The 23,866-nt window shown below is 46.5% G+C and carries 18 protein-coding genes; 8 read left to right on the forward strand and 10 right to left on the reverse strand.

Annotated features, from left to right (window positions below):
- Positions 1–120 precede the first annotated feature (120 nt).
- A complete protein-coding gene (locus tag JUB15_RS00510) occupies positions 121–2,136 on the forward strand; it encodes a putative porin (protein ID WP_207510283.1) in 2,016 nt (671 codons plus the stop codon).
- Here JUB15_RS00510 and JUB15_RS00515 read toward each other — a convergent pair.
- Both JUB15_RS00515 and JUB15_RS00520 read right to left on the reverse strand, forming a co-directional pair.
- Positions 2,133–2,822: a hypothetical protein gene (locus JUB15_RS00515; protein WP_207510284.1), complete on the reverse strand. Its 690-nt coding sequence runs from the start codon at positions 2,820–2,822 to the stop codon at positions 2,133–2,135. The two genes, JUB15_RS00510 and JUB15_RS00515, sit on opposite strands and share 4 nt — an antisense overlap.
- A 221-nt stretch (positions 2,823–3,043) precedes the next feature.
- A complete protein-coding gene (locus tag JUB15_RS00520) occupies positions 3,044–3,952 on the reverse strand; it encodes a LytR/AlgR family response regulator transcription factor (protein WP_207510285.1) in 909 nt (302 codons plus the stop codon).
- A 151-nt stretch (positions 3,953–4,103) separates the two neighbouring features.
- Here JUB15_RS00520 and JUB15_RS00525 point away from each other — a divergent pair, with 151 nt between their 5' ends.
- From JUB15_RS00525 to JUB15_RS00535, 3 genes are all read left to right on the forward strand, one after another.
- Entirely contained in the window at positions 4,104–4,493 is a 390-nt protein-coding gene (locus JUB15_RS00525; protein WP_207510286.1) for a hypothetical protein, read from the forward strand.
- A 260-nt stretch (positions 4,494–4,753) separates the two neighbouring features.
- Positions 4,754–9,124 carry a CusA/CzcA family heavy metal efflux RND transporter gene (locus JUB15_RS00530; RefSeq protein ID WP_207510287.1) on the forward strand — a complete coding sequence of 1,457 codons (4,371 nt, stop codon included), beginning with the start codon at positions 4,754–4,756 and terminating at the stop codon, positions 9,122–9,124.
- A 7-nt stretch (positions 9,125–9,131) separates the two neighbouring features.
- On the forward strand, positions 9,132–10,271 hold the full coding sequence (locus tag JUB15_RS00535; RefSeq protein WP_207510288.1) for an efflux RND transporter periplasmic adaptor subunit: 1,140 nt from the start codon (positions 9,132–9,134) through the stop codon (positions 10,269–10,271).
- A 112-nt stretch (positions 10,272–10,383) separates the two neighbouring features.
- On the opposite strand, the gene JUB15_RS00540 is transcribed toward JUB15_RS00535, so the two are convergent.
- The 4 genes from JUB15_RS00540 to JUB15_RS00555 all read right to left on the reverse strand — a co-directional run bounded on the left by JUB15_RS00540 (position 10,384) and on the right by JUB15_RS00555 (position 13,620).
- On the reverse strand, positions 10,384–10,704 hold the full coding sequence (locus JUB15_RS00540) for a cupin domain-containing protein (protein WP_207510289.1): 321 nt from the start codon (positions 10,702–10,704) through the stop codon (positions 10,384–10,386).
- Between the two features lie 26 nt (positions 10,705–10,730).
- A complete protein-coding gene (locus JUB15_RS00545) occupies positions 10,731–11,924 on the reverse strand; it encodes a hypothetical protein (RefSeq protein WP_207510290.1) in 1,194 nt (397 codons plus the stop codon).
- 63 nt (positions 11,925–11,987) lie between these two features.
- The gene (locus JUB15_RS00550; protein WP_207510291.1) at positions 11,988–12,824 is read right to left on the reverse strand and encodes a type 1 glutamine amidotransferase; all 837 of its coding nucleotides are present in this window, start codon (positions 12,822–12,824) and stop codon (positions 11,988–11,990) included.
- A gap of 124 nt (positions 12,825–12,948) precedes the next feature.
- Positions 12,949–13,620: an SGNH/GDSL hydrolase family protein gene (locus JUB15_RS00555; RefSeq protein ID WP_207510292.1), complete on the reverse strand. Its 672-nt coding sequence runs from the start codon at positions 13,618–13,620 to the stop codon at positions 12,949–12,951.
- Between the two features lie 317 nt (positions 13,621–13,937).
- Here JUB15_RS00555 and eutB point away from each other — a divergent pair, with 317 nt between their 5' ends.
- Together eutB and JUB15_RS00565 are read left to right on the forward strand one after the other, a co-directional pair.
- Positions 13,938–14,111 (forward strand): ethanolamine ammonia-lyase subunit EutB, encoded by a 174-nt coding sequence (gene eutB / locus JUB15_RS00560; protein WP_242696149.1) that lies wholly within the window; start codon positions 13,938–13,940, stop codon positions 14,109–14,111.
- Positions 14,054–14,434, forward strand: coding sequence for an ethanolamine ammonia-lyase light chain EutC (locus JUB15_RS00565; RefSeq protein ID WP_242696150.1), 381 nt, complete (start codon positions 14,054–14,056; stop codon positions 14,432–14,434). Before eutB ends, JUB15_RS00565 begins: the two co-directional genes overlap by 58 nt.
- 151 nt (positions 14,435–14,585) lie before the next feature.
- Here JUB15_RS00565 and JUB15_RS00570 read toward each other — a convergent pair whose 3' ends face one another.
- The 3 genes from JUB15_RS00570 to JUB15_RS00580 all read right to left on the reverse strand — a co-directional run bounded on the left by JUB15_RS00570 (position 14,586) and on the right by JUB15_RS00580 (position 17,543).
- Positions 14,586–15,116: a hypothetical protein gene (locus tag JUB15_RS00570; RefSeq protein ID WP_207510294.1), complete on the reverse strand. Its 531-nt coding sequence runs from the start codon at positions 15,114–15,116 to the stop codon at positions 14,586–14,588.
- A gap of 215 nt (positions 15,117–15,331) precedes the next feature.
- Entirely contained in the window at positions 15,332–16,444 is a 1,113-nt protein-coding gene (locus JUB15_RS00575) for a carboxylate-amine ligase (protein ID WP_207510295.1), read from the reverse strand.
- A 112-nt stretch (positions 16,445–16,556) separates the two neighbouring features.
- Positions 16,557–17,543: an ATP-grasp domain-containing protein gene (locus JUB15_RS00580; RefSeq protein ID WP_207510296.1), complete on the reverse strand. Its 987-nt coding sequence runs from the start codon at positions 17,541–17,543 to the stop codon at positions 16,557–16,559.
- A 111-nt stretch (positions 17,544–17,654) separates the two neighbouring features.
- Between JUB15_RS00580 and JUB15_RS00585 the strand changes: the two genes are divergently transcribed.
- Complete coding sequence (locus tag JUB15_RS00585) at positions 17,655–18,491, forward strand: alpha/beta hydrolase (RefSeq protein ID WP_207510297.1); 837 nt, start codon at positions 17,655–17,657, stop codon at positions 18,489–18,491.
- Between the two features lie 72 nt (positions 18,492–18,563).
- Here the strand turns inward: JUB15_RS00585 and JUB15_RS00590 are convergent, their stop codons facing one another.
- Complete coding sequence (locus tag JUB15_RS00590) at positions 18,564–21,824, reverse strand: TonB-dependent receptor (protein WP_207510298.1); 3,261 nt, start codon at positions 21,822–21,824, stop codon at positions 18,564–18,566.
- Positions 21,825–22,474: 650 nt separating this feature from the next.
- Between JUB15_RS00590 and JUB15_RS00595 the strand changes: the two genes are divergently transcribed.
- Positions 22,475–23,677: a bifunctional 3,4-dihydroxy-2-butanone-4-phosphate synthase/GTP cyclohydrolase II gene (locus tag JUB15_RS00595; RefSeq protein WP_207510299.1), complete on the forward strand. Its 1,203-nt coding sequence runs from the start codon at positions 22,475–22,477 to the stop codon at positions 23,675–23,677.
- Positions 23,678–23,866 lie beyond the last annotated feature (189 nt).

Here is a 23,866-nt window from a genome sequence, read left to right on the forward strand (position 1 = left end):
AGCTTTGACCAGTAGATATACAATTAACTTTCCTATAACCGGTAACGGTTTATTAATTATTAATTTGTCGCCTTGTTTAATAATCGCTCATACTTGTTAAGGATCCGGAACATATTTTTTGTGCCCCTCTTATTAATCACCGGCTTTGTGCATTCTGCCAATGCGCAGGACGATCTGCTTCGCAGAGCCCAGGGCCGTTTCAGCGGAATGACGATGGGGCAGGGTGGGGGCGATTCCATTGCCCACCGTACCGGCCTGGAAGATTCAATCACTATCCATTTCCGTTATCTCGATACGAGCAGGATGCAGAATTTTGATTCTGTGTTATTCGATTTCAATAAAAAGATAGATTTGCCCTGGTATCATATTACGCTGGGCAATTTAGGGAATGCTTCCCGCAGCCTGTTGTATGAGCCCATTATGAAAGCAGGCTGGGATCATGGGTTTCATGCATACGATGTTTATAATTTTACGGCGAGTGATGCCCGCTTCTACAATACCACCCGGCCATACGCTGAACTGAACTATGTGCTCGGCTCGCGGTCTGAACAATATATCAGGCTGATGCATACGCAGAACCTGAAGCCTAACTGGAATATGTCATTTGAATACCGGTTGATCAATTCCCCCGGCTTTTTTCAGAATCAGAATACCAATCATAATAACTACCGGTTTACATCCTGGTACCAGTCAAAGAATAAACGTTACCAGAACTTCATTGTTATTGTTGGGAACAAACTGCAATCGGGCGAAAATGGTGGTATTGTAAACGATGGCTACCTGGAAGACAGTGTCGGCGGCGCTTTTGATGAGCGTTCGAATATTCCTACCAAGCTGGGCCCCGATCAGCCGGGCAGCCGCAATTTCTTCAGCACCAGTATTGCAACAGGTACTTTTCATACCAATGCCACTTATATGATGCGGCAGCAGTACGACTTGGGACAAAAGGACTCGATGGTCGTAAACGATACGACAGTTGTTCCGTTATTTTATCCCCGTGTTCGCCTGGAACATACCATCGCGTTGAATACCTATCACAACCGTTTCCGGGATACTTATGCCGATAGTGTATATTATGACAGCCTGTACTCCATCAAGCTGGATACGGCCAGGCAGGAATATTTTTTAAGAGAACACTGGCGTGAGCTCACGAATGATTTTTCTATTTACACCTTCCCCGATGCCAAGAACGCACAACAATTCCTGAAGCTGGGCGCTTCTTTTCAAAGCCTGAAAGGAACCTTTGACTCGAATTACGTTAATATAGATAACCGCGATTATCATAACTTCTTTGTGCATGGTGAATACCGTAACCGCACCAGGAACCAGAAATGGGATATTGAGGCCCTGGGTAATTTTTATGTGACGGGGTTGAATGCCGGTGATTATAATGCTTATGTGAGCCTGCGGCGCCTCATCAGCCGGCAGATCGGCTACCTGGAAGTTGGTTTTCAAAACACGAACCGCACACCTTCCTTTGTGTTCAATCCTATCAGCAGCTTTTACCTCGATACCGTTTCCAACGACTTCAATAAGGAAAATACTTCTGTTCTTTTTGGCACATTCGAACAACCCAAATTAAGGCTGAAGTTGACCGGCCGCTATTACCTTACTACAAATTATACTTATTTCACTAATTATTTCCAGGCGGCCCAGGCTTCTACCTTATTCAATGTGTTGCAGGTGTCGGCCGAAAAGATCTTCAGGATCGGTGGAAACTGGAACTGGAAAACATGGGTAGTATTACAGCAACGGGTAGGCGATGGTCCTGTGAACGTGCCCCTGATCTCAACCCGCAATCAGATTGGGTATGATGGAACGCTTGGTTTTAAGAACCTGCGCATCAGCTTTGGCGGTGAAATGCGTTATTTCACGCCTTACAAGGCGCCGCAATATTCACCATTAAACGGGCAATATTTCTACCAGGACTTAACGACTGTGAAGTTGCAAATGCCCGATATCAGCGCCTACCTGCACTTCCGCATCAAAAGCTTTAGTGCCTATGTACGCGCTGAAAATCTGAACTCAATCAAATTTCCCCAGGGCGGATTTACCAATAACAATGTGCCAACGATCAATTATCCTTATCCTGGTTTACAGATCAGGGTAGGTATCTTCTGGAGTTTCGTAAACTAGGGAGTTACTGCTGGTTCGTGGGAACCTGCTTTCTTTCCCTGCAATTGTTTACGATATCGGCTTAAAATTATGCTCGTCCAGCTACCGATCAATACGCCGGGTAAGATCCAGAGTAACCAGCTCAGCGACCCGATCTGCACATTTACTACTATAAAAGCTGTTACGGTAGCGGCAAAAGCGCCACCCATTCTGCTTCCATGGGTGAAGAACCAATGTGATCTGCCGCTGGGGCGTTTGAAAAAATGCCTGATGTCCTTCCAGCCGCTTAACAAACAAAAAGTACCAAAGGTCAGCGGCACGCTTCCCCACATGCCCCGTTGGGTGAACCACACATAGCTGAACGCAATGAGTGCTATTCCCGCTACAATGCCCGTTACACTGATGATCCAGTCGAGCACTGCAGGCTGCTGTTGCAAATGCAGTTTTTTAAGATATAGAGCCCTATAGCCTGAACAGGCGAGGTAATAACTGAAGAAGCCCACCATGAACAGGAAAGGAATGTTCCTGGCGATGGATATACATGTAGCAGTGATAAAAACGCCGGTCATGCCATAAAAGAACAGCTTTCCGGTAAGCCGGTGCTGGCGGGCGCCCTTCTTGTTCAACATTGAAAAAAGGCCGCAGGCCAGGGACAGAAAACCGCTGATGATGTGCAGCACGAGCATGATCTTTAACAGGCTGGTCATAATTTGTTGTTTTTTGTGAAACCGGCAGAACGCTGGTTGTTTCACAAAAATGCCTGTCTGTCAGGGCCTTTTCCAAATGCATGGGACGAAATGCAACCCCCCAACCCCTAAAGGGGGCGAATTGCATGGCTGCGGCCGGGCTTAGGGGCCAATTGCCGTTGCCGGGTTTCAAAAGTCAGCCTTTTGCGCTTTGGGAACATGCTTGAAATGTTAGTCCTGCCTTAAAGCTTTTGCCCTGCTGAGCGATTGATGCGGGCGGGTGATAAGCGCTCAGCCAATTCTTTATTCAGATTCCGGGAAACTGGAATGAGCTCTTGTACGCCCGTCAACTGCAGTTTATACCCCTGGGCATTACCGCTCACATGTTCTACCATGTCCAGGTTAACAATGTAGGCGCGGTGGCAGCGGAAAAATTCGGGGAATGGCGACAGGGTGTCTTCTGCCTTTCGCAAGGTTTTGCGTAACAGCTGCGAGACGGGCCGATCGTCTTTTATATAATGGATCCGCACATAATTGTCTGCCGAACTAATGTACCGGATATCGTTGGCGGGAATGACGAATTGCTCTTTGCCATTCTCGCTGGTAAAAACAATAGTCTCCGGCACTGAAAATAGCGGTGTGGTGGCCTGCGGCAGATTTTCCGGTTGCTTCAGTTGTTCTTCGAGGCGGGAAGCGCCGGCCTGGTATTTTTTTAGCAGCCGCTGTTGTTTTAATAAAACATTCAGTGCGAGGGGAAAAATACCTACCACGAACGTTATCCATAAAAAGCTGAACAGGTTCTGAGCCGATAATGGCGACCGGTACAACCAGTGGGTCAACAGCCAGTTGCCAATGGCAATGGGGATAAGATGCCAGCACATATGCAACAGCTCTTTGCCCACTGTCCATTTTTCTTCGCGGTAAATGGCTGGTAAAAGCCAGGGCAGCAGAAAGGTGTTGACTGTTGTACAGATAAAAGTGACCAGCGCATATAAGGCGGCGTGAAGTAACAGGGTGGGGGTATTCAGCTCATCAATACCAAAAGGTTGTAACAGCACCAGGATCAGGTACACCACCAGCGCTGCGTAAAAAGTATACCGGAACGATTTACGCGAGGGTGTATCTAAAGGAAACGGTCGGTTAAATACCATAGAACAATCTTGATGGGAAGGTAAAGATACACTTATACTTATCAACAATCATTGTAATACCATGTTCGATAATAAGTTGTTAGGGCCTTAACCGAGGTTAAAAAATGATTATTGGGGTGTGAATTGCCGGGCTGTTTTGTACATTTGGGCCGTGAAAAAGACCGTTGCCATATTTTTCATGAGTATTTATATGCTGTCGTTCTCAGAACTGCATCAGTTTCTGCGTATGCCGGTATTGATACAACATTTCGTAGAGCACCGGCAACAGGACCCGAAGATTTCCCTGCTGGCTTTTTTGAACGAGCACTACATTCACCAATATATACATGATGAGGATTACCAGCGCGACCAGCAATTGCCCTTCCGGCATACTGACTGTAGCGTAACCTACACGAGCGTATGTTGTGAATGTCCGGCTACTACCGCGATCGAATGTACGGTAAGAAGCACCGAAACAAAGAACGAGTTTATTCTGCATAATGAAGATAATCACTCCTTACTGGCAGTAGCAGATATCTTTCAACCTCCCCGCGGCGCTTAATAAAAATCATCGACAACTTTTCAGACATAACTGGTTATAGTATACCAGGTATGGCTGTGGTGTATGCTACACCCTGCATTTTTTTAAAGTAAGTCTGTCAAAACACCGGTAATGACGTTCATGCGTACGATCGCCTGGCGATCGCATGAGCCATGTTGAGGTTCGCCTGCGAGCGAATAACCAGGATGCGAGGTATCGCCGCTGCGGCGAAGCGTTCACGTCTGCCGTTTGACGATTTGTACCTGAACTAAAAGTATTTCATGATCCATTCCATTATCCGTTTTTCAATAAAGAATAAACTGGTGATCGGTTTATTTGTGCTGGCGCTTATTTTATGGGGTAGTTATTCGGTAACCCGGCTGCCCGTGGATGCCGTGCCTGATATCACCGATAACCAGGTGCAGGTGATCACAACCTCACCCTCATTGGGCGCGCCCGATGTAGAGCGGTTGATCACCTTTCCCATTGAACAGGCCAACAGCACTATTCCCGGCCTCAAAAAGATCAGGAGTTTTTCGCGTTTTGGATTATCTGTTGTGACCATTGTATTTGAAGAGGATGTAGATGTTTACTGGGCCCGTCAGCAGATCGCAGAACGGTTGCAGCAGGTGCAAAGCCAGATACCTGTTAATTTGGGTAAACCCGAAATGGGACCTATAACAACAGGGCTGGGCGAAATTTACCAGTACGTTGTGCGGGCAAAAAAAGGGTATGAGCAAAAGTATGACGCCATGCAATTGCGAACGATCCAGGACTGGATCATTCGGCGCCAGCTGTTAGGCACGCCGGGCGTAGCAGATGTGGCCAGTTTTGGCGGCTTGCTGAAACAATACGAGATCGCAGTGAATACGTCGCGGTTGAAATCGTATAACCTTACTATAGATGATGTATTCACTGCACTGGAAAAAAATAACCAGAACACGGGCGGCGCCTATATTGAAAAAGGGCCTACGGTGCTGTTCATCCGGAGCGAGGGCCTTATAGCCAATGAACAGGATATTGGCAATATTGTGGTGAAAATGACCGAGGCGGGCATTCCCGTCCTGATGCGGGATGTAGCCAACATCCGCATGGGCAGTGCTACCCGGTACGGCGCCATGACGTATAACGATAAAGGCGAAGTTGCCGGTGCGGTGGTCATGATGCTGAAAGGTGAGAATTCCTCTGCAGTTATCAGGCGGGTGAAAGAAAAAGTAGCGAAGATCCAGGAAACATTACCGGAAGGCGTGGTAGTGGAACCTTTTCTCGACCGTACCAAGATGGTGAACAATGCCATTGGTACTGTGCAAACCAATTTGATCGAAGGCGCCCTCATTGTCGTGTTTGTGCTGGTGATCTTCCTCGGTAACCTGCGGGCCGGGCTTGTAGTGGCTTCGGTTATTCCTTTATCGATGCTGTTTGCCATTATATTGATGAATGTATTCGGCGTGAGCGGCAACCTAATGAGCCTTGGCGCTATCGACTTTGGATTGATAGTAGATGGCGCCGTGATCATTGTAGAAGCGGTGATGCACCGGTTACATCATTCCAAACATTTCTCACCGGTGAAGCGGCTTAGCCAAAACGCTATGGATGAAGAAGTGCAGCACAGCGCCTCCAAAATGATGAATGCGGCCATCTTCGGCCAGATCATCATCCTCGTGGTTTATCTGCCTATTTATTCTTTACAGGGCATTGAAGGTAAAATGTTTAAGCCCATGGCGCAAACGGTCACCTTTGCTTTGCTGGGCGCTTTCCTGTTATCGTTTACGTATGTGCCCATGATGACCGCTCTTTTCCTTAGCAAAAAGCTGTCGCACAAAAAGACCTTCAGTGACCGCATGATGGAGCAGTTGGAAAAAATCTACCGGCGGGTGCTCGAGACCATGCTGCGTTTCCCGAAAACAATTGTCGCCTCGAGTATCATATTATTTGCTGTCAGCATTTTTGTGTTCACCCGCCTGGGTGGCGAATTTATTCCTGAACTGGAAGAAGGTGATTTTGCCGTAGAAACGCGGATGCTTACTGGCAGTAATATCAGCTCCTCTGTAAATACCTTACTACAGGCGTCACATATTTTAAAAAGCCGTTTTCCTGAAGTGGTGAAAGTAGTTGGTAAGAATGGTAACAGTGAAATCCCAACCGATCCAATGCCCATGGAAGCCAGCGACCTCATGGTGATACTGAAAGCAAAAAAAGAATGGACCAGCGCCGGCAGCTTCGATGAGCTGGCGGAAAAAATGCAGGCCGCCTTACAGGAGATCCCGGGTGCTACTTTCGGTTTTATGTACCCGGTGCAAATGCGGTTCAATGAATTGATCAGTGGCGCCCGGCAGGATGTGGTATGTAAAATATTTGGCGAAGACCTGGATACGCTGGCGCAATATGCCAACAGGATAGGAGCGATCGTCAATAACATAGAGGGAGCTACCGATCTGTATATAGAAACGGTGACCGGCACACCGCAAATACTGGTGAGTTACAACCGAACGGCCATTGCGCATTACGGATTGAATATTGAAGATATTAATCGCGTGCTTAATACGGCTTTTGCCGGCCAAAGCGCCGGCCTGGTATATGAAGGCGAAAGGCGTTTTGACCTGGTCGTGCGACTGGAGAATACCCAGCGGCAGGACATAACCGATGTACAGAACCTGCTAATTCCCACGCCCAATGGAGCACAGGTGCCTCTGAGCCAGGTAGCTACTGTAACAATAAAAGACGGCCCGAATCAAATACAACGCGAAGATGCCAAACGCAGGATCATTACCGGTTTCAATGTACGGGGCCGCGATGTGGAAAGCATTGTGCAGGAGCTGGATAAAAAAATAAAGCAACAGGTACAGCTGCCGGCGGGGTATTACATTGATTATGGCGGGCAGTTCCAGAACCTTACAGAAGCGCGTCAACGGCTATCCGTTGCCGTACCTGTTGTGTTGCTGCTCATTTTAGTGATGTTGTATTTCGCCTTCGGTAAGGTAAAGTACGGGTTGCTTATTTTCTCAGCCATTCCCTTATCGGCAATAGGAGGCATCCTCTTCTTATGGATGCGGGGCATGCCGTTCAGCATTTCAGCAGGCATTGGGTTTATTGCGCTGTTTGGTGTGGCCGTATTAAATGGCATTGTACTGATCGCTGAATTCAACCGCCTGAAACATCATGGCATACATGATATTAAACAGATCATTATGGAAGGAACACGCATTCGCTTACGGCCGGTGTTAATGACAGCCTCTGTGGCATCGCTTGGCTTTTTACCGATGGCATTGAGCCAGGGAGCCGGGGCGGAAGTGCAAAGGCCGCTGGCCACTGTCGTTATTGGCGGATTGATCACCGCTACCATTCTTACGCTGGTGGTTTTACCGGTATTATATATGTGGTTTGAAAAACGGGTAAAAGTGAAACCGGCTGCACCAACAGTAGCAGGTATCATTTTGCTGTTGGGAATAGGTGAACCGGTATTTTCGCAAACAACAACCGGCCGGCCGGTGGCCCTGGAACAGATGCTGCAACAGGCCGATACCAGCAACCTGTCATTAAAGGTAACCAGAACCGGCATTAATTATTATAAGCAATTGCAAACTGCGACCGCAGAGCTGCCGCGTACACAATTAGGCGCTGAATACGGCAACATCAACAGCTTTCAAAACGATACCCGTTTTTATATTAACCAGTCATTTGAATTGCCGGCGGTTTACCGGCGGCAAAAAGAGCTGTACCAGGCGCAGGAGCAGGCTGTGGCCAGCCAGGTGGCGTTAAAACAACAGGAATTACACAAAGCCGTTAAGACCGTTTTCTATAATATGGTTGATCTGATGGAACGGCAACAGCTGCTGCTGCGGCTCGACTCCATTTACAGCCGTTTTTTGAACGCTGCTACACTGCGGTTAAAAACCGGTGAAAGCACCATGCTCGAGAAAAGCAATGCCGAAGCGCAGATACAACAATTGAAACTGCAGCAGGACCAGGTAAAAGCCGACTTGCATATAGCCCAGCAACAATTACAGTGGCTGCTGAATACGAAGGAGCTTCTTTTACCTGAATACAGGGCCGTTAAAAAAGAATATACGGGTTTAAGCGATACCACCGCCCTGACCGGTCATCCTGCTGTACAGGTACAACAGCAGCAGGTAAAAGTGAACGCGGCTGAAACCAATATTGAAAAAGCGAAGCTGACACCGGGGTTCACGCTGGGCTACAGCAATCAATCGATAGTAGGCTATCAGTCAAAAGATGGGGTTAGTCAACAATATTACGACGCCGGTGATCGCTTTAATATTTACCAGTTGTCAGTGGCATTACCCATATTCAATAAAGCCGTGAAGGCGCGCATAAAAGCAGAGCAGGTGCAGGTAGAAACGGCCCGCATGGAAGCAGCCGCTACCAGTGAGTACCTCAACAATCAATGGCAACAGCTGAATGAAGCTTACAGGAAATATGCGGGGCAGGTAAAGTACTATGAGACCAGCGGACTGCAACAAGCGGCACTGATCACCCGCAATGCCCGGCTGGGTTTTGAAAAAGGCGACGTAAGTTATGTAGAGTGGACCCTACAAATGAACAACGCCGTTAACATTGAACTGGGTTACCTGCAGGCAGTGCATGCCCTTAACAACACCATAATTGAACTGGAGTATTTAACCGGAAAATGATCGCGACATGAAGAATCTAATATATTTAGCTGTCTTGTTTTTATCAGTAGCCTGTTCTTCTTCTTCTTCCAATGAAAAAGCCACAGAGGCTGAAAAAGAAGTAGAAGTGAATACCGTGGGATTAACCGATGCCCAGATTAAAAATGCCGGCATTCAGACCGGCGCGGTAAGATCGGAGAACCTGAACGATGTGCTTAAAGTAAATGGCGTAGTGGATGTGCCACCTCAGAATATTGTCTCTGTAAGTTTTCCCCTGGGTGGGTATCTTAAAAATACGACTTTGTTACCCGGCATGCATGTGAACAAAGGCCAGGTGATAGGTATTATCGAAGACCAGGGACTGGTGCAATTGCAACAGGATTACCTGGTGGCACAGGCCCGCCTGCGCTATTTGCAACAGGAATATGACCGGCAAAAAGAATTAAGTGAAGAGCAGGTAGCCGCTGCCAAAACTTTTCAACAGGTGAATGCCGATTTTGCTGCCCAGAAAGTACAGGTAAAAGCGCTTGCTGAAAAACTGCGGCTCATCAATATCAATCCCGGCTCATTAAATGAAAATACCATTTCGCGCAGCGTACCCGTGTATTCGCCCATCAACGGCTTTGTATCGAAGGTGAATGTCAACATTGGCAAATTTGTGAATGCTACAGATGTGCTGTTTGAACTGATAAATCCCGATGACATTCATGCGGCGTTAACAGTTTTTGAGAAGGATATGCCAAAAATAAAGGTCGACCAGCTGGTGAAAGTATCATTTGTGGATGAACCCGGCAAGGAATACGACTGCGAAGTGATACTGGTTACCCGTAATGTTGATATGAACCGCAGCGGCATCATTCATTGCCATTTCAAGACAAGACCCAAAAACCTGTTGCCCGGCATGTTTTTGAATGCCTCTATAATGATCAAAAATATGCCATCACTTACCGTGCCGGAAGACGCTGTAGTACGCTATGGCAACCAGCAGTACATTGTGCAGGTAAATGGCAGGAATAATTTTCAACTGGTGACAGTAGAAACAGGGATCAGGGAAAATGGCCGCGTTGCTGTCCGTTCGAAGGAAACTGAGTTGGCAGGTATGCAGGTGGTAACTAAAAACGCCTATGCCGTATTGGGAAAAATGAAAAATACCGCGGAGGAAGAGTAGATCAAATACAAGTTCGTAAGTTATTCAGTTCGTAAGTTATTCGGCTATTAATCTCGCGATAAGCCAGACTCATGAGCTTAGGAACCTAATAACTTACGAACTTGAAATGTATTTAATGGATCATATAATCTTCGCGAACAGGTGAAAAGGCATCGAGCACTTTAACGGCCGTACGTGCATAGGCGCTGTGTGGTACGTTGCCGGGAATCACATGCACCATGCCGGGCGTCAGCAGCATTTTTTCACCGCCGATGACCATTTCCAGTTCACCTTCCATGATATAGGTTATCTGTTCATGCGGATGGCTGTGTTCGGGTAATCGTGCGCCTTGTTGAATATCTACAAACGACAGCGTTATGCTGTCGCCATGTACAAAACGGCCATATAGTCCCGGTACGATCTCTTTGCCTTTAACGTCATCAAGGTGTTGCATAGCTACAATTTTATAATCAGATTTATCTATCGTTCCATAAAACAAACGCTGCCGCCTACCCAGGTTTTATCCTTGTTGTAAGCCACGCCGATCATTTTTCCTTTGCTCAAACGCGCGAGGTTAATGACGGGCTGCGGACGGTCCCAGCCTTTTTTCCATACATACATGATCCTGATCTCCGCTTTGGCGGGTATGTCGGGTGTTTCTATGATATCGGCATATTGCACTTTACGCTGTAAGATCCAGTTATACGGATCATCGATCTTTTCTACATCCGCCGGTGTTACATCTATCACTACGCCTTGTCCGGCAAACGAGAACAATGGCTTCAACACATAATTTTCCAGGTCGGCCGGTAACTGTTTTATTTCATGTAAAAAATAAGTAGGAGGCACATAGGGATGATGCAAAAAGGGCAGGGTGTATTTACTGATGCGGTAAAACCAGTTCGGATGAGGCACCCATTGTACGTTCAGGTCCTGGGTGATATCCACATAATTACCTAATGAATTTTTTCTGGCCTGCAGTTCATCGAATATAACGCGGTTGTAGATGCGCTTTACCGCCGTTTTTTTCCCGGCGCGTTTGTAATACAGATCTTTTCCTTCCTGTATCAGTTCGGTGATACAAACAGGTTGTATGCCCAGGTATTCCTGGGTATTGTAAAAATCGATGCGGGTCTTTTGTTCATGGGGTTTTATTTCAAGCAGAATGGTATTTTCAACCGGCACATCTTCCAGGATCACTTCTTTCAATAGCTTCAGATAGCTTTCGCGGGTATGGCCGTTCAGGAACTGGCTGTAATTGTCCGGAATGAGAAAATATTTTCTGAAGAGATCAGGATAAAATACCTGGAAGCCAAACAGGGTAGGAAAGCCCTGCATTTCAATAAGGCGGGGTTCTGGTTGCTGCTGGTCATTCAGGCAGATACCAAAGTCGAAGGCAAACATGGCGCATCGGTCATTCTCATGAGGCACACGTTCGTTGGCGGGAATGGATGCTTCGGTCATTTGCTTAAAAGACGGATCTGTTACTACATCAATGATGTGCTCACACGCTTCGATCATTTGGGCGGTAAATTGTTTATCTACAAAAACCGGGGTTTCGCAAAGCCGGAATTCAATAGCGCCGGGATATTTACTGTGCAGGTCTTTTAAAAATGCCTGGTATTGCTGATCGGTAAAAGATTTATTAAATGCTTTCCGTAAGCCGGGAACCATGCTTTATCTGTTTTGGCATTGAAGGTACGAATTAGTGGCCGGTTAACGTTTACGGCATTAGCGTCAGGCGTTAAGCGTTAAGCGTTTTGCATTTATCGCCATATCCAGAAAATTAGGAAGTATATGTGAGTAGGTATAAAGTATCTTATCCGGATCATTCAATTGTTCTATCATGGATTGCCATTTATCGAACCCATGATTTTTGATCACCATTTGTTTTTTGTCTTCCCGTTGCAGGTAACGGCTCATGCCGGGGGCGTCGGCTTCGGGATGAAATTGAGTGCCTACCATATACTCATTGAATCGTATTCCCATGATAGCCCGTTCCAATGGCACATGCGGCCGTTCTTTCTCGATCGCTAAAATGGAAGCGCCGATCTGTTGCAATCGATCGTGATTGGGTTCCACTACCTGGTAATTGCGGCTGTCCACCGCATAAAACGGATCCTGCAGGCCGGTGAACACCGGTTCCTGTTTACCGTCGGGAAGCATATGTACAGGGAAAACGCCAAAAGCGGTGGATTTACGTTTGGTTACCCTGGCCACTTTAAAATACTGAACAGCCAACTGAAAAGAGTGACAGATGAAGTACACATGTTTTTTGGGGCCCTGCGTGCTTTTGTTGTATTGCTCAAGTTCATATACCCATTCAAAGTACCAGCGTTCCCATTCATGACCGCTTATGACCGGCGAGCCGGGGCCGCCCGAAGAAATATATATATCGTAATGTAAATCAGGTAACTGACCTTTAAGCCGCACATCAAATTCCTTGCATGCCAGGTTTATGTCGTGTGTTTTACCATACTGCTGCAGAATATCCCGAATGCACCGCATGCCTTCATTAACCTGGCCTTCATACAGATCCAGGAGCGCCACCCGTATGGTTTGTGGTTTATTCATAGTATAGCTACAAAAATAACTTATATACAGTATTTGACTACTGTATATAAGTTAATCCCTAAAAAATTTGAATGTCACTACTGCTATAAAACAATGAAATGGCGAAAAGGTTATACTTAACCTGTTATTTTACCAGCACCTTCATCATTTCTTCCGCCACAAACAGGTTGCCTTTTTCGTTCAGGTGTACGCCATCTGTAGTCAGTATACCGCGGTCTTTGTTCTCGGCATTATTGGCCAGGTTATAAGCCAGGAAGGCTTTGCGAAGATCAACCAGCTGGCAGTTATGTTTGGCGGCAATGTCGCGGATCATGTTGGCGTACTTGTTCAGATCGCCGTCCAGTTCATTTGAGAAATCGGTCTTTTCGCCAATAGCAGCCGGTGTGCACATGATCACTTTTATATTTTTAGCCTGCAGTTTCTTCAGAATGGCATTGTAGAATTGTTCAAATTTATTGGCATCGGTGCCTGTGCCACCGGTTTTTTTATGCCACACGTCGTTTACGCCGATCCAGATCACTACGGTTGTTGGATTTTTAGCCAGTACATCATCTTCCATTCTTAAATACAGATCGGTTACTTTATTACCGCTGATACCGGCGCCTACCAGTTCATATTGATCCTTTAATCCTTTTTTATTGATCAGGTTGCCTAGCTGGGTAATATAACCGTTAGGCCCAACGCCTGCCTGGGTAATGGAATCTCCAAAGAAAACGATCCGTTGTTTTTGTTGCATACCGGTAAAGCTTACTAAAGCAATTGCAATGAATGAAAAAACGTACAGAAGCAATCTCATAACTAATAGGTTTAGAAAGAAATAAAAAAGGCCCGATAAAGCCATTTCAATGACAGCGAATCTAATCACAAATTTTGATATTCATTTGATGGCGGGCATTTTTTGCACAAATAGACGGTTTCGTGTAGCCGCCAGCCTTGCAACCCGGCCCAACCGTGTTTGGGATAAATTCTTTTATACGCCAATTGGCAGATTTAAGTAGTTTTTAATAACTTAAGTTCAATAAAGTTTCAACGGTTGCTGCAGCGTGATAAAACAGGCTTCAACAGTTCAGCTCACCTACCCTGCGGCAACTGGCGCCGGGATTAACGCCTGAGATGGTGGCGGCCGTTTCAAAGCTGATGCGCAACCAGGACCTGATCAGTGTGGCCAGCAAATGCGAAGTAATTACCCGTTTTCGCAACACGTTGGGATTAAAAGGCCGGTTATCGGTTTGTTTGCAGCACTGCAGTTATTATTGCCATATCTTCAAAAAGCCGGTTTATCAGTAGCGCCTATTTGTATTGTGCAGGAGGGAAGGGTTGCCATAGGTGATGAATGTGGCTGCCTGTTGAAGGTAAAACTGGTAGCTGTGTTAATCGGTGAGCGGGCGGGACTGAGTTCGCCCGATAGCTTAGGAGTTTATCTTACTTATCGGCCGGCACCTGGTTTATCAGACGAATCGCGCAATTGTATTTCCAATATCAGGCCCGAAGGATTGAGGTATCCTGCTGCTGCAGAAAAGCTCTTCTTTCTGATCAGGGAGTCGCTGCGGCTTCAGTTGTCGGGCATAGGTTTGAAAGATGATGCTGCCAGCCAGCTTAACGAAATATAAATGTTGAACTTAAGAGATAAAAAATACGGTTGCTACCTGGCCATTAATTGATCGATAGCTCTTTTTCAGTATAGGTGCAGGTGGGGTTCTTAAATTGCATTTCTTTTTTTCGGAATGTCTGCTTTACAGGTAGCCGGCTGTTAGACCTTGTTTACTGGATCTTCACTTTAAATTGTCCATTGGAAATAACGGCAGAGTCAGGTTTTGCACTGGTGTTATTCAAGTACAGTTTTCCTTTGAAAGTACCGCTCAACGTAGTGCTGGAAATTTCGGTAAAAGTGATCTCGAATGGATTGTGTTCATCGCCCTGGTTGACAAAAATATTGTCAGATATTGTAGTGTTTGGATTGTAAGTGCCCATCAGGAAATAATCGCTGGTAGGATCCGTTTCCTTGTAGGTGCCCCGGGCAATAGGTATCGCCAACTGAATGGTAAAATCCATGCTTTCAAGATCTGCAGGATCATTAGAAGCCTTACCAAAAATTGAATAGTTCATAACGCCGCCGCCAAGGTCTTGCTTAACAGCGGCCGGAGAAAAATTAAACGTTTTGTCGGTACTGCCGATCTTGCATTTGATATAGTATTGCGAAATGTCATCATTATTACTCACTTCTTTACCACAAGACGCTAACAATACGGCCAATAACAAAACAGGCCAGCAATTAACCAGGAATTGTTTCATACCGGAACAGATTTTAACCAAAGATATTTTATTTCGGGAATACCGGGTGGATGCAGGGGACGGGATTGGCGTATTAAACGCTTTAATGTGAATAATTATTGCATCATTAGGTTTATTTGTAATGTGTTGGGTAGAAACGCTAAACCCTAAACGCCAAGCACAGCCCCTTTAATCTAAAACTTGTAACCTATAACTGTAACCTTTATTTCCATAGGCTATACACCCGCCAGGAACTGGCTATGAATATAATCCACCACACTCACCAGGCTGTTCGTTTGTTGAAATACCTTCAGCTGCCGGTCGGCGCCGGTGCCCTCTTCCATGAGTTTGGCTATGAAGTTGATGGCATGACGGCTGCCCAGTTCATCCACTACATCGTCAACAAAATCGAGCAGTTCATATATCAATACACGTGTATTGATCTCTTCTTCCTTGCCAAAGTCGATCAGCAAGCCGTCGATGCCGTAGCGGCTGGCCCGCCATTTATTTTCGTTGATGAGCGCGCGTGAGTACTGAATAAAGTTGAGGTTTTGCAACCGCAACTTGTAGATCTTTGCACATACGCCCTGAAACAGGGCGGCGATGGCAATGGTTTCCTGGATGGTCAAAGGCACATCGCAGATCCTGAATTCAACGGTATTGTAAAAAGGATGTACCCGCAGGTCCCACCATATTTTTTTAGCATTGTCAATGCAATTGGTTTTTACCAGCAGTTTGATAAAGTTATCATAATCCTCTATGGTGTCGAATGTTTCGGGGATACCGGTGCGGGGAAACTTATCAAATATCTTGGTGCGGTATGATTTATAGCCGGTATTTCTTCCTTCCCAGAAAGGTGAATTTGTGCTCAGTGCGTATATATGGGGTAAGAAATATCTGGTTGAATTGGCAATATGATTGGCCATTTCCCTGCTTTCCATGCCTATATGCACATGTAAACCGAAAATAAGATTACTGCGTGCGGCATCCTGCAGCACATCCAGTATTTCTTTATATCGTACATGATCAGTGATCAGCTGGCTTTCCCAATGACTGAACGGGTGTGTGCCTGCGGCCCCGACCCAGAAGCCGAGATCACCGGCAATATGTGAAATTGTGCGGCGTAAGTGACTAACGTCTTTAAAAGCTTCATCAACATTGCGGCAAACATCGGTGCCCACTTCCACCACCGCCTGGTGCATTTCGGCTTTTACTTTATCTCTTATCACTTTCTGTCCTTCCGTAACTATCCGTTGCTCATGGCTTTTTAACTCGCGGTTAACCGGGTCAAGCACCATATATTCTTCTTCAATGCCAATCGTAAAATGCGTTAAATTGATATTTGCCATTTCTTAATGCTTTAGTTCATTAGTTATACCGTCTGGCCAGCCATAACCTGATAACTTACGAACTTGCCTGCCGGTGGCAGGCTGAGTAACATACAAACTTATTAACTCTTCTTCATTCTCCCTGTTCTATTTTTTCATTGATCATTTCTCCCAGTGGTTCGCGGTTAACGCTGCGCCGGGTGAACGTTCCCCAGGTAAGATTATCATGCCCGGGCTCATGAACGATCGCCCTTTCAATGGCATAGGTAGCAGCCGTTTCAACTATCCAGTCAAAATTATCATCGCCGATGCTCTGCCGGTCGGCATCGGGAACCGGGTTGCAGAAATCTATTGCATAAGGGACACCATCCCGGATAGCCAGTTCAACACTGTTAATATCGTATCCCAGGTATTGGTTGAGGCGGCGGACGATGCCTTCCATCTGGTGCCGCAGATCAAGAGAAGGGTTGTAATTACATTTATAACGAAGGTGATGCGGGTTACGTGGTTCATAGGGCATGATGTGCACATATTTACCGCCAACGCAGTAGCACCGGTAATAGGCATCATACACAATTTCTTCCTGCAATAGCATCACCAGCTGACCGGTCTCTTTGTGAAGATGAAAGAAGTCGCTGCTATTATGCAGTTTATAAACATTCTTCCAGCCGCCACCGGCAAAGGGTTTCATATAGGCAGGGAAACCAACGTAGTCAAAGATCTTTTCCCAGTCGAGCGGGTAGGCCAGGTTGGCAAACGACTCGGCACTGGTATCGGCGGGCAGTTCGTACGATGGAAGAATAGCTGTTTTCGGCACCGGCACGCCGATCTGTACCGCTAAACAGTTGTTAAAAAACTTCTCGTCTGCACTTTCCCAAAAGGGATTGTTAATGACGGCTGTGCCGCAAACAGCTGCATTTTTTAGAAAAGAACGATAGAAAGGAACGTCGTGTGAAATGCGGTCTATGATCACATCATATTCAACTGCGGCGCCCTGTATTACTTTATCTATATGAACAGGTTCTGCTGTGATATCATATGTGTTCCTGCGGTTGACGCATTCAATGAACGCCATGGGAAAACTTCTTTCACGGCCGAAAAGAATACCGATTTTTTTCATACAAGCACTTTTTGGTGAATCAGGTCCAGCCTCACAATCCTTCCTACCAAATTTACAATTCCTGCACATTTAACGTTCCGGCTAATCCATATTTACCTAATTTTGGCGGCTATGCACACAGAAGTTAGTACCGGAATTATGGTAGAAACGGTTGATTTGCCATCTGAAGCGCTACAACGGACCATTACAATAAACTTTTACGGACCTGCGCAGCTTCCTGCTGATAATACACTTGGTTTACTCTTACTCAACGATGGTCAGGATGTTGAAGCCATGGGCTTCGATAAAATGATCGGATATCTGCTGCAAACAGAAACCATTAAACCCATGTTATGTGTGGGCATTCATAGTGGGGAAGAAAGGTCGCTTGAGTATGGCATGATCAGCAGTCCCGATTTTAAAGGCAGGGGCGCCAAAGCAGGATTGTACCGGCAGTTTATACTGGAAGAATTATTACCATTTATACATACGCGTTACCACGAGTTTACTTTTAATGAAACGGCCTTTGCCGGTTTTTCATTGGGAGGCTTAAGCGCACTGGACATTGTATGGAACCACCAGGACGTTTTTTCAAAGGTGGGGGTATTCTCGGGTTCCCTTTGGTGGCGGTCGAAAGACAGGAAAGAGAAAGATTTTAACGAGGCTACCGACCGGCTGATGCACCGGCAGATCAGGCAGGGCAGTTATAACCCCCGGTTGAAGTTCTTTTTTGAGGCTGGTGAGCTGGATGAAACCGAAGACCGAAATGGTAATAACGTAATTGATTCCATTGATGATACGATCGACCTCATGCGCGAGCTGCTGGCCAAAGGCTGGAAAGAAGGAAAAGATATGCGCTACCTGCAATTGCCCGATGGGAAGCATGATATCCGTTCCTGGGCCAAGGGCCTGCCGGTGTTTTTAAAGTGGGGGTGGCGGAAGCCGCAACGTGCAACGCCGGATGCTTAAAAATGAAATAGTATTACATAAAAAAAACGTCCCGCCAAGCGGGACGTTTTTTTTATCGGATCGTTTATCTTATTAATTAAAGATATATCGCAAGCCAAGCTGAATACCCCAGGTACTGGTGGTTGAATAGTTCGGCTGATAGGCTTTTGTGGGATTCGCAGGATCGAATGTGAACGTTGGTGCCGCCGGGTTGAAAGATGATGGCGTGCCTATTATGCCCATATCCTGGAATGTTCCGAAGGAATAAGCATAGCGGTAGCCCCATTCACTGTTTAGCAGGTTCAACAGGTTAATTACGTCTACGCTGAATTGTAAGGTGTGTTTATTTGAACCCCTTCTGTAAATGAAATCCTGTAACACACGCAGGTCAAGTGTATGCGTCCACGGAAGGGTAGCGCCGTATTTTTCCATGTATTCGCCTTTGTGCTCTCGCAGGTATTTGTCATTCTCGATGAAGTTAAAGAAGGCGTCGCTTTGCTGTTGGGCAGTGTACGTTACCCCGTTCGATGTAAATGTTGGTGCAAAGGTAATTTCTGATGGGTCTCTGGGTATATAAATAGCATCGTTCCTTTGACCATCACCGTTGATATCGTTCGCATACCGGAATGTATACCGTTCCTGGGGCTGTGCCTGGTAGAACAGGCTGAAGGTAGTGGCCATATTCTTGTTCAGGTACTCGAGGCGGTATGATACATTGGCTACTATGCGGTGTGGCACAGCATAGTTGGAATGACCAAGGTCCGGTTGATTGGGGTTGAAGATGATGTTATTGGTATTGAATCCGCTACCGCTTTGGTCGGAGCTACCAATAGCCACTTCTTTGGCCAGGGTGTATGTATAGGCCAATCCTGCCTCCCATTTATCAGAGAATGATTTTTGTAACTGGGCTGTCAATGCCAGGCTGTATCCCTTGCTGGTGTTGTCCATAACGATCATCTGGTTAATTCCAGGATTAAGCCTTGTCTGGTAAACAGGACGTTTGTCTGCCACGCCACCCAGGTTGCCGGTTTGCGGGCCCTGGTTGGCATTGCGGAAATAAACGTTATTGATCATCTTGGTGTAGATAGCCTCGAACGTTGCGGTGTAGTTGTTCGCAAAACGTTTGTCAACAGCCAGGTTCGAGCGCCATACCTGCGGCATTCTGAAATCCTTGGCCGCAGCGCTGTATGAAGAATTGTTGGGAATGGTAGTACCCACGGCAGGCGGATTCTCGGGAAGATAGGTCGACCTGTTGGTGTTATAACGGATAGCTGACAGTGCTGCACCGGTAGGTTGGTATATTGCGCGGATCACTCCATTGTCACCCACCTGGTTCACCAGCCAGATGAATGGAATACGACCGGTGAAGATGCCGGTACCACCGCGTACAACAAGCGATTTATTCCCCAGTACGTCATACGTGAAACCCAGGCGCGGCGACCATAAAGGTTTTGCGTCAGGCCATTTACTAACATCGAATTGTTCGTCTATGAGGTTTTCATCCTTGAACACCACCTGTTCCAGGGCCGGGTTACGTGGAGGATCGTAAGGATACATTGGAATATCCATACGAAGACCAGCTGTTACTTTAAGTTTATTGGTAACTGTAAAGATGTCCTGTACATAAAAACCCAGCTGCGAAAATCTGGCTTCTGGTACTTTGATGCCCGACGGATTCGTGGGGTCATAGGCAATTGCATATATTATCGGCGCCTCGTCATTTAAAAAGGAAGCCAATGAACTATATCGGTAGTAACCTGGTCCGCCGGCACTGGTGAAAGAGTTCTCAAAGCGCATGGCGTCGAAGCTAACGCCACCGGTAAAGGTATGCCTGCCCATAATATAGGTCACATTGTTGGCCAGATTCAGGGCTTTATCGCGGATCTCGTTCCTGTATGAGAACAGATCGGTTCCAAAAGAGATGTATACGTCATTGCCGCCGCGCATGATATCTACAAATGGAACATTACTGTTTGGGATACGTATTAACTGATTACTGGTATAGGAAGCTATGAGCTGGTTGCTCCATTTGTTATTGAAGGTAGAGTTCAATTCTACAACTCCTGACCATACTTTCACATTGTTCTTGAAATTGGTGCCTTCAAAGGCCATGCCTCCGGTACGGCCGCCACGACGGCTGTTGTTGAGGCCACTTACACCACCGATGCCGGTCATGCTCGAAGCGTTGACCATATCATCGTCGTTCGTTTCTGAGTTGGTGTAGCGAAGTGTTAACCGATGCTGGTTGGTAATATTCCAGTCAACGCGGCCCAGGAATTTGGTGTTGTCGGTTTCAAAATCATAGCCTTCATAAGCGCCCGGGTTGTATTGGTATTTAGGGTTATTGATAAGGTATGATCTTAAGGTCTCCAGGTCACTGGCCAAAACGGCCGTTGCATTCGGGTTGGCGTCTGTAGGGCTTGTTTTAGCTACCCAGGTTTGGCCGGGTTGTGTTCTTTTTTCCGATTCAACGTTGAAGAAGAAGAACAACTTGTCTTTAATGATGGGACCGCCTATGCTTCCGCCCCAAATTTTGGTTGAACGTTTGGCGTTTGCCACATCGGTTTCTTTTACTTTTTCACCAGTGAAGTTCTGGTTCCTGTAATAACCGTAAGCCGTTCCATACCAGTTGTTGGTTCCTCTTCTTGTTACGGCATTGATACCACTGCCCACAAAACCTGCCTGACGTACATCGTAAGGCGCAATATTTACCTGCACCTGGTCTATCGCATCCACTGAAATGGCAGAAGTTGCGCCACCGGGCACCATACCATCACCGCTGCGGCCAAAGTTGTTGTTGAACAATGAACCGTCGATCATGATATTGTTAAAGCGGTTGTTCATACCTGCGAAACTGTTACCGTTACTTTGTGGGGTAACGCGCGTCAGGTTGGTAAGGCTGCGGGCGATATTCGGCATATTCTGCACCAGCCGGTTGCTGATGTTGGTGGAGGCGCCGGTCTTTTCGGTAGCTGCTCTCCGGCCTGCTGCGGTAACCACCACCTGCTGCATTTCTTTATCAGCCACCTCTGCCTGCAGGTCGAATTTTTCGCCCAGCGGAATATTTATATCGCTTCTTTTATAAGCACTATAGCCAACATAGGTAATGGTAACTGTATACGGCCCGCCGGGCGGCATGTTCGTGAGGTCAAATACGCCGCCGTTCCTTGTGAGGGTGGTAAAAGCTGAACCGGTTGGTTCATGGCGGGCTACCACAGTAGCTCCTACCAGGGGTTCTCCTTTGCCTGATTTAACAACACCCGTCATACTACTGGTTGTAACCTGCGAATACCCATTCAGCATTCCGGCACAAAGTAATAAGAGGGTTAGTAAATAAGCCTTTAAATTTCTCATATATGCGTGTTTAATTTTGCAAACAATTAGTAAAGGGTACTGTTGGCAAACGTAGAGCAAGGGATCGTTGAGATATTACAGCAGATCCGATGTTACCGGTGCTGCAACGCATGGAAAATTGTTTTCATGGCCTATCAGGCAAAACCATGGCATGGTTTGAGTATCATGCTGTTGAGGAGCAGTTGCTTAATGATGCCGCAAATGTAGCTGAAAATAGAATTAAACACATTATCTCTATATTAAAAGGAGTTCACAGTTTGTTAACGCTCACCATTACACTGAATTTTACCCAAATACCTGTATAGCCCTGGCTATGTTTCATGGGGAGAAGCAATCCGGGGGGTTCTGCTATAGAGGCAAGTTGAACACTGAAAAGGCTGCATGGTGATGTAAGTCATGTAACAGGGAACTCATCTAAATTATTTATCAGGCTGGCAGGCAACCCGGACAGGGCGGCTTACGAAGTAAAAAGTAAGAGGTATGAGGCATTTTTTGCCGGTTTGCCAGAAAGGGCGAACAATTTGGTTCAACCCATGTTGTATATCTGTCATAGAAAGCAAATACTCAGGCAATTATGCTCCCTTTTCAGGATCATTGTTACGGGCTGTTTGCTTCCCTCTTTTGTTTTAACTTTGCCGAAATTTCAAAACATGCTGGATTCTATAGAAAGTGCCATTGAAGACATAAAAAATGGTAAACTGGTAATTGTAGTGGACGATGAGGATCGTGAGAATGAGGGTGATTTTTTGACCGCAGCACAAAATGTGACCCCCGAGGTAGTGAATTTTATGAGTAAATACGGGCGTGGGCTCATCTGCGCTCCACTTGAAGAGGACCGTTGCGCTGAACTGAAGCTGGACCTGATGGTCAATAATAATACCGCCCTGCACGAAACGGCTTTCACCGTGTCGGTAGACCTGCTGGGCCATGGCTGTACCTCCGGTATTTCAGCCCATGACCGGGCAAAGACCATCCAGGCGCTGATTGATCCCAATACAAAACCCGAAGACCTTGGCCGCCCCGGACATATTTTCCCACTCCGCGCTAAAAGAGGGGGTGTTTTACGCCGGGCCGGACATACTGAAGCGGGTAATGACCTGGCTCGTTTGGCCGGTTTTGAGCCTGCCAGCGTACTGGTAGAGATCATGAACGACGATGGTTCCATGGCGCGCTTACCCCAGCTGGAAGAAATTGCCAAAAGATTCGACCTGAAACTGATCTCCATAAAAGACCTCATTGAATACCGCCTGAAAACAGATTCGCTGATAGAAGAAGTGGTGCGGGTGGATATGCCTACCAAATGGGGCAATTTTAAACTGATCGCATTTAATGAAAAGGGCACACCCAACGAGCACCTGGCCCTGATAAAAGGGGAGTGGCAGAAAGATGAACCAGTGCTGGTTCGGGTGCACTCTTCCTGCTTTACCGGTGATATTCTCGGTTCAATGCGGTGCGACTGTGGCGAACAATTGCACGCAGCTATGCAACATGTTGAACAAGAAGGTAAGGGCGTGATCCTGTATATGAACCAGGAAGGCAGAGGCATTGGTTTGGTAAATAAATTAAAAGCCTACAAACTGCAGGAAAGCGGTTTCGATACAGTAGAAGCCAACCTGCACCTGGGTTTTCCGATGGACAAACGCGATTATGGTATCGGGGCGCAGATCCTGCGTTACCTGGGTATAACCAAATTGCGCCTGCTGAGCAACAATCCGAAAAAACGCGCCGGGCTGCTGGGTTATGGGCTTGAAATAGTGGAAGCTGTGCCTATTGAGGTGGAGCCTAACCCCCACAATGAAAAATACCTGACCACCAAGCGTGATAAATTAGGGCATGAGATATTGAAGAAGTAGTCCCTAACGGAAAGGGTTCCGAAGTTTCCTGAGCCTTGCCAGATTATTCCATTTTAATTTTTATGCGCCAAGTTTTATACGTGCCATTCCGGTAATCCGGGATGGCATTTTTATTTTGTCGAATAGCGATAAGAACGTTGAAGTGTGCGACGCAACTATAGATCAATAGATATTCCGAGGTTGGTCCCC

This window comes from Longitalea luteola, from assembly GCF_017356035.1.
GTDB lineage: Bacteria > Bacteroidota > Bacteroidia > Chitinophagales > Chitinophagaceae > Niastella > Niastella luteola.

Bases quoted from the DNA above. Each gene is read 5' to 3' on its own strand.
- JUB15_RS00515 (WP_207510284.1), bottom strand. From the start codon at position 2,822: ATGACCAGCCTGTTAAAGATCATGCTCGTGCTGCACATCATCAGCGGT.
- JUB15_RS00520 (WP_207510285.1), bottom strand. From the start codon at position 3,952: ATGGTATTTAACCGACCGTTTCCTTTAGATACACCCTCGCGTAAATCG.
- JUB15_RS00530 (WP_207510287.1), top strand. From the start codon at position 4,754: ATGATCCATTCCATTATCCGTTTTTCAATAAAGAATAAACTGGTGATC.
- JUB15_RS00535 (WP_207510288.1), top strand. From the start codon at position 9,132: ATGAAGAATCTAATATATTTAGCTGTCTTGTTTTTATCAGTAGCCTGT.
- JUB15_RS00540 (WP_207510289.1), bottom strand. From the start codon at position 10,704: ATGCAACACCTTGATGACGTTAAAGGCAAAGAGATCGTACCGGGACTA.
- JUB15_RS00545 (WP_207510290.1), bottom strand. From the start codon at position 11,924: ATGGTTCCCGGCTTACGGAAAGCATTTAATAAATCTTTTACCGATCAG.
- JUB15_RS00550 (WP_207510291.1), bottom strand. From the start codon at position 12,824: ATGAATAAACCACAAACCATACGGGTGGCGCTCCTGGATCTGTATGAA.
- JUB15_RS00555 (WP_207510292.1), bottom strand. From the start codon at position 13,620: ATGAGATTGCTTCTGTACGTTTTTTCATTCATTGCAATTGCTTTAGTA.
- eutB (WP_242696149.1), top strand. From the start codon at position 13,938: ATGGTGGCGGCCGTTTCAAAGCTGATGCGCAACCAGGACCTGATCAGT.
- JUB15_RS00570 (WP_207510294.1), bottom strand. From the start codon at position 15,116: ATGAAACAATTCCTGGTTAATTGCTGGCCTGTTTTGTTATTGGCCGTA.
- JUB15_RS00575 (WP_207510295.1), bottom strand. From the start codon at position 16,444: ATGGCAAATATCAATTTAACGCATTTTACGATTGGCATTGAAGAAGAA.
- JUB15_RS00580 (WP_207510296.1), bottom strand. From the start codon at position 17,543: ATGAAAAAAATCGGTATTCTTTTCGGCCGTGAAAGAAGTTTTCCCATG.
- JUB15_RS00585 (WP_207510297.1), top strand. From the start codon at position 17,655: ATGCACACAGAAGTTAGTACCGGAATTATGGTAGAAACGGTTGATTTG.
- JUB15_RS00590 (WP_207510298.1), bottom strand. From the start codon at position 21,824: ATGAGAAATTTAAAGGCTTATTTACTAACCCTCTTATTACTTTGTGCC.
- JUB15_RS00595 (WP_207510299.1), top strand. From the start codon at position 22,475: ATGCTGGATTCTATAGAAAGTGCCATTGAAGACATAAAAAATGGTAAA.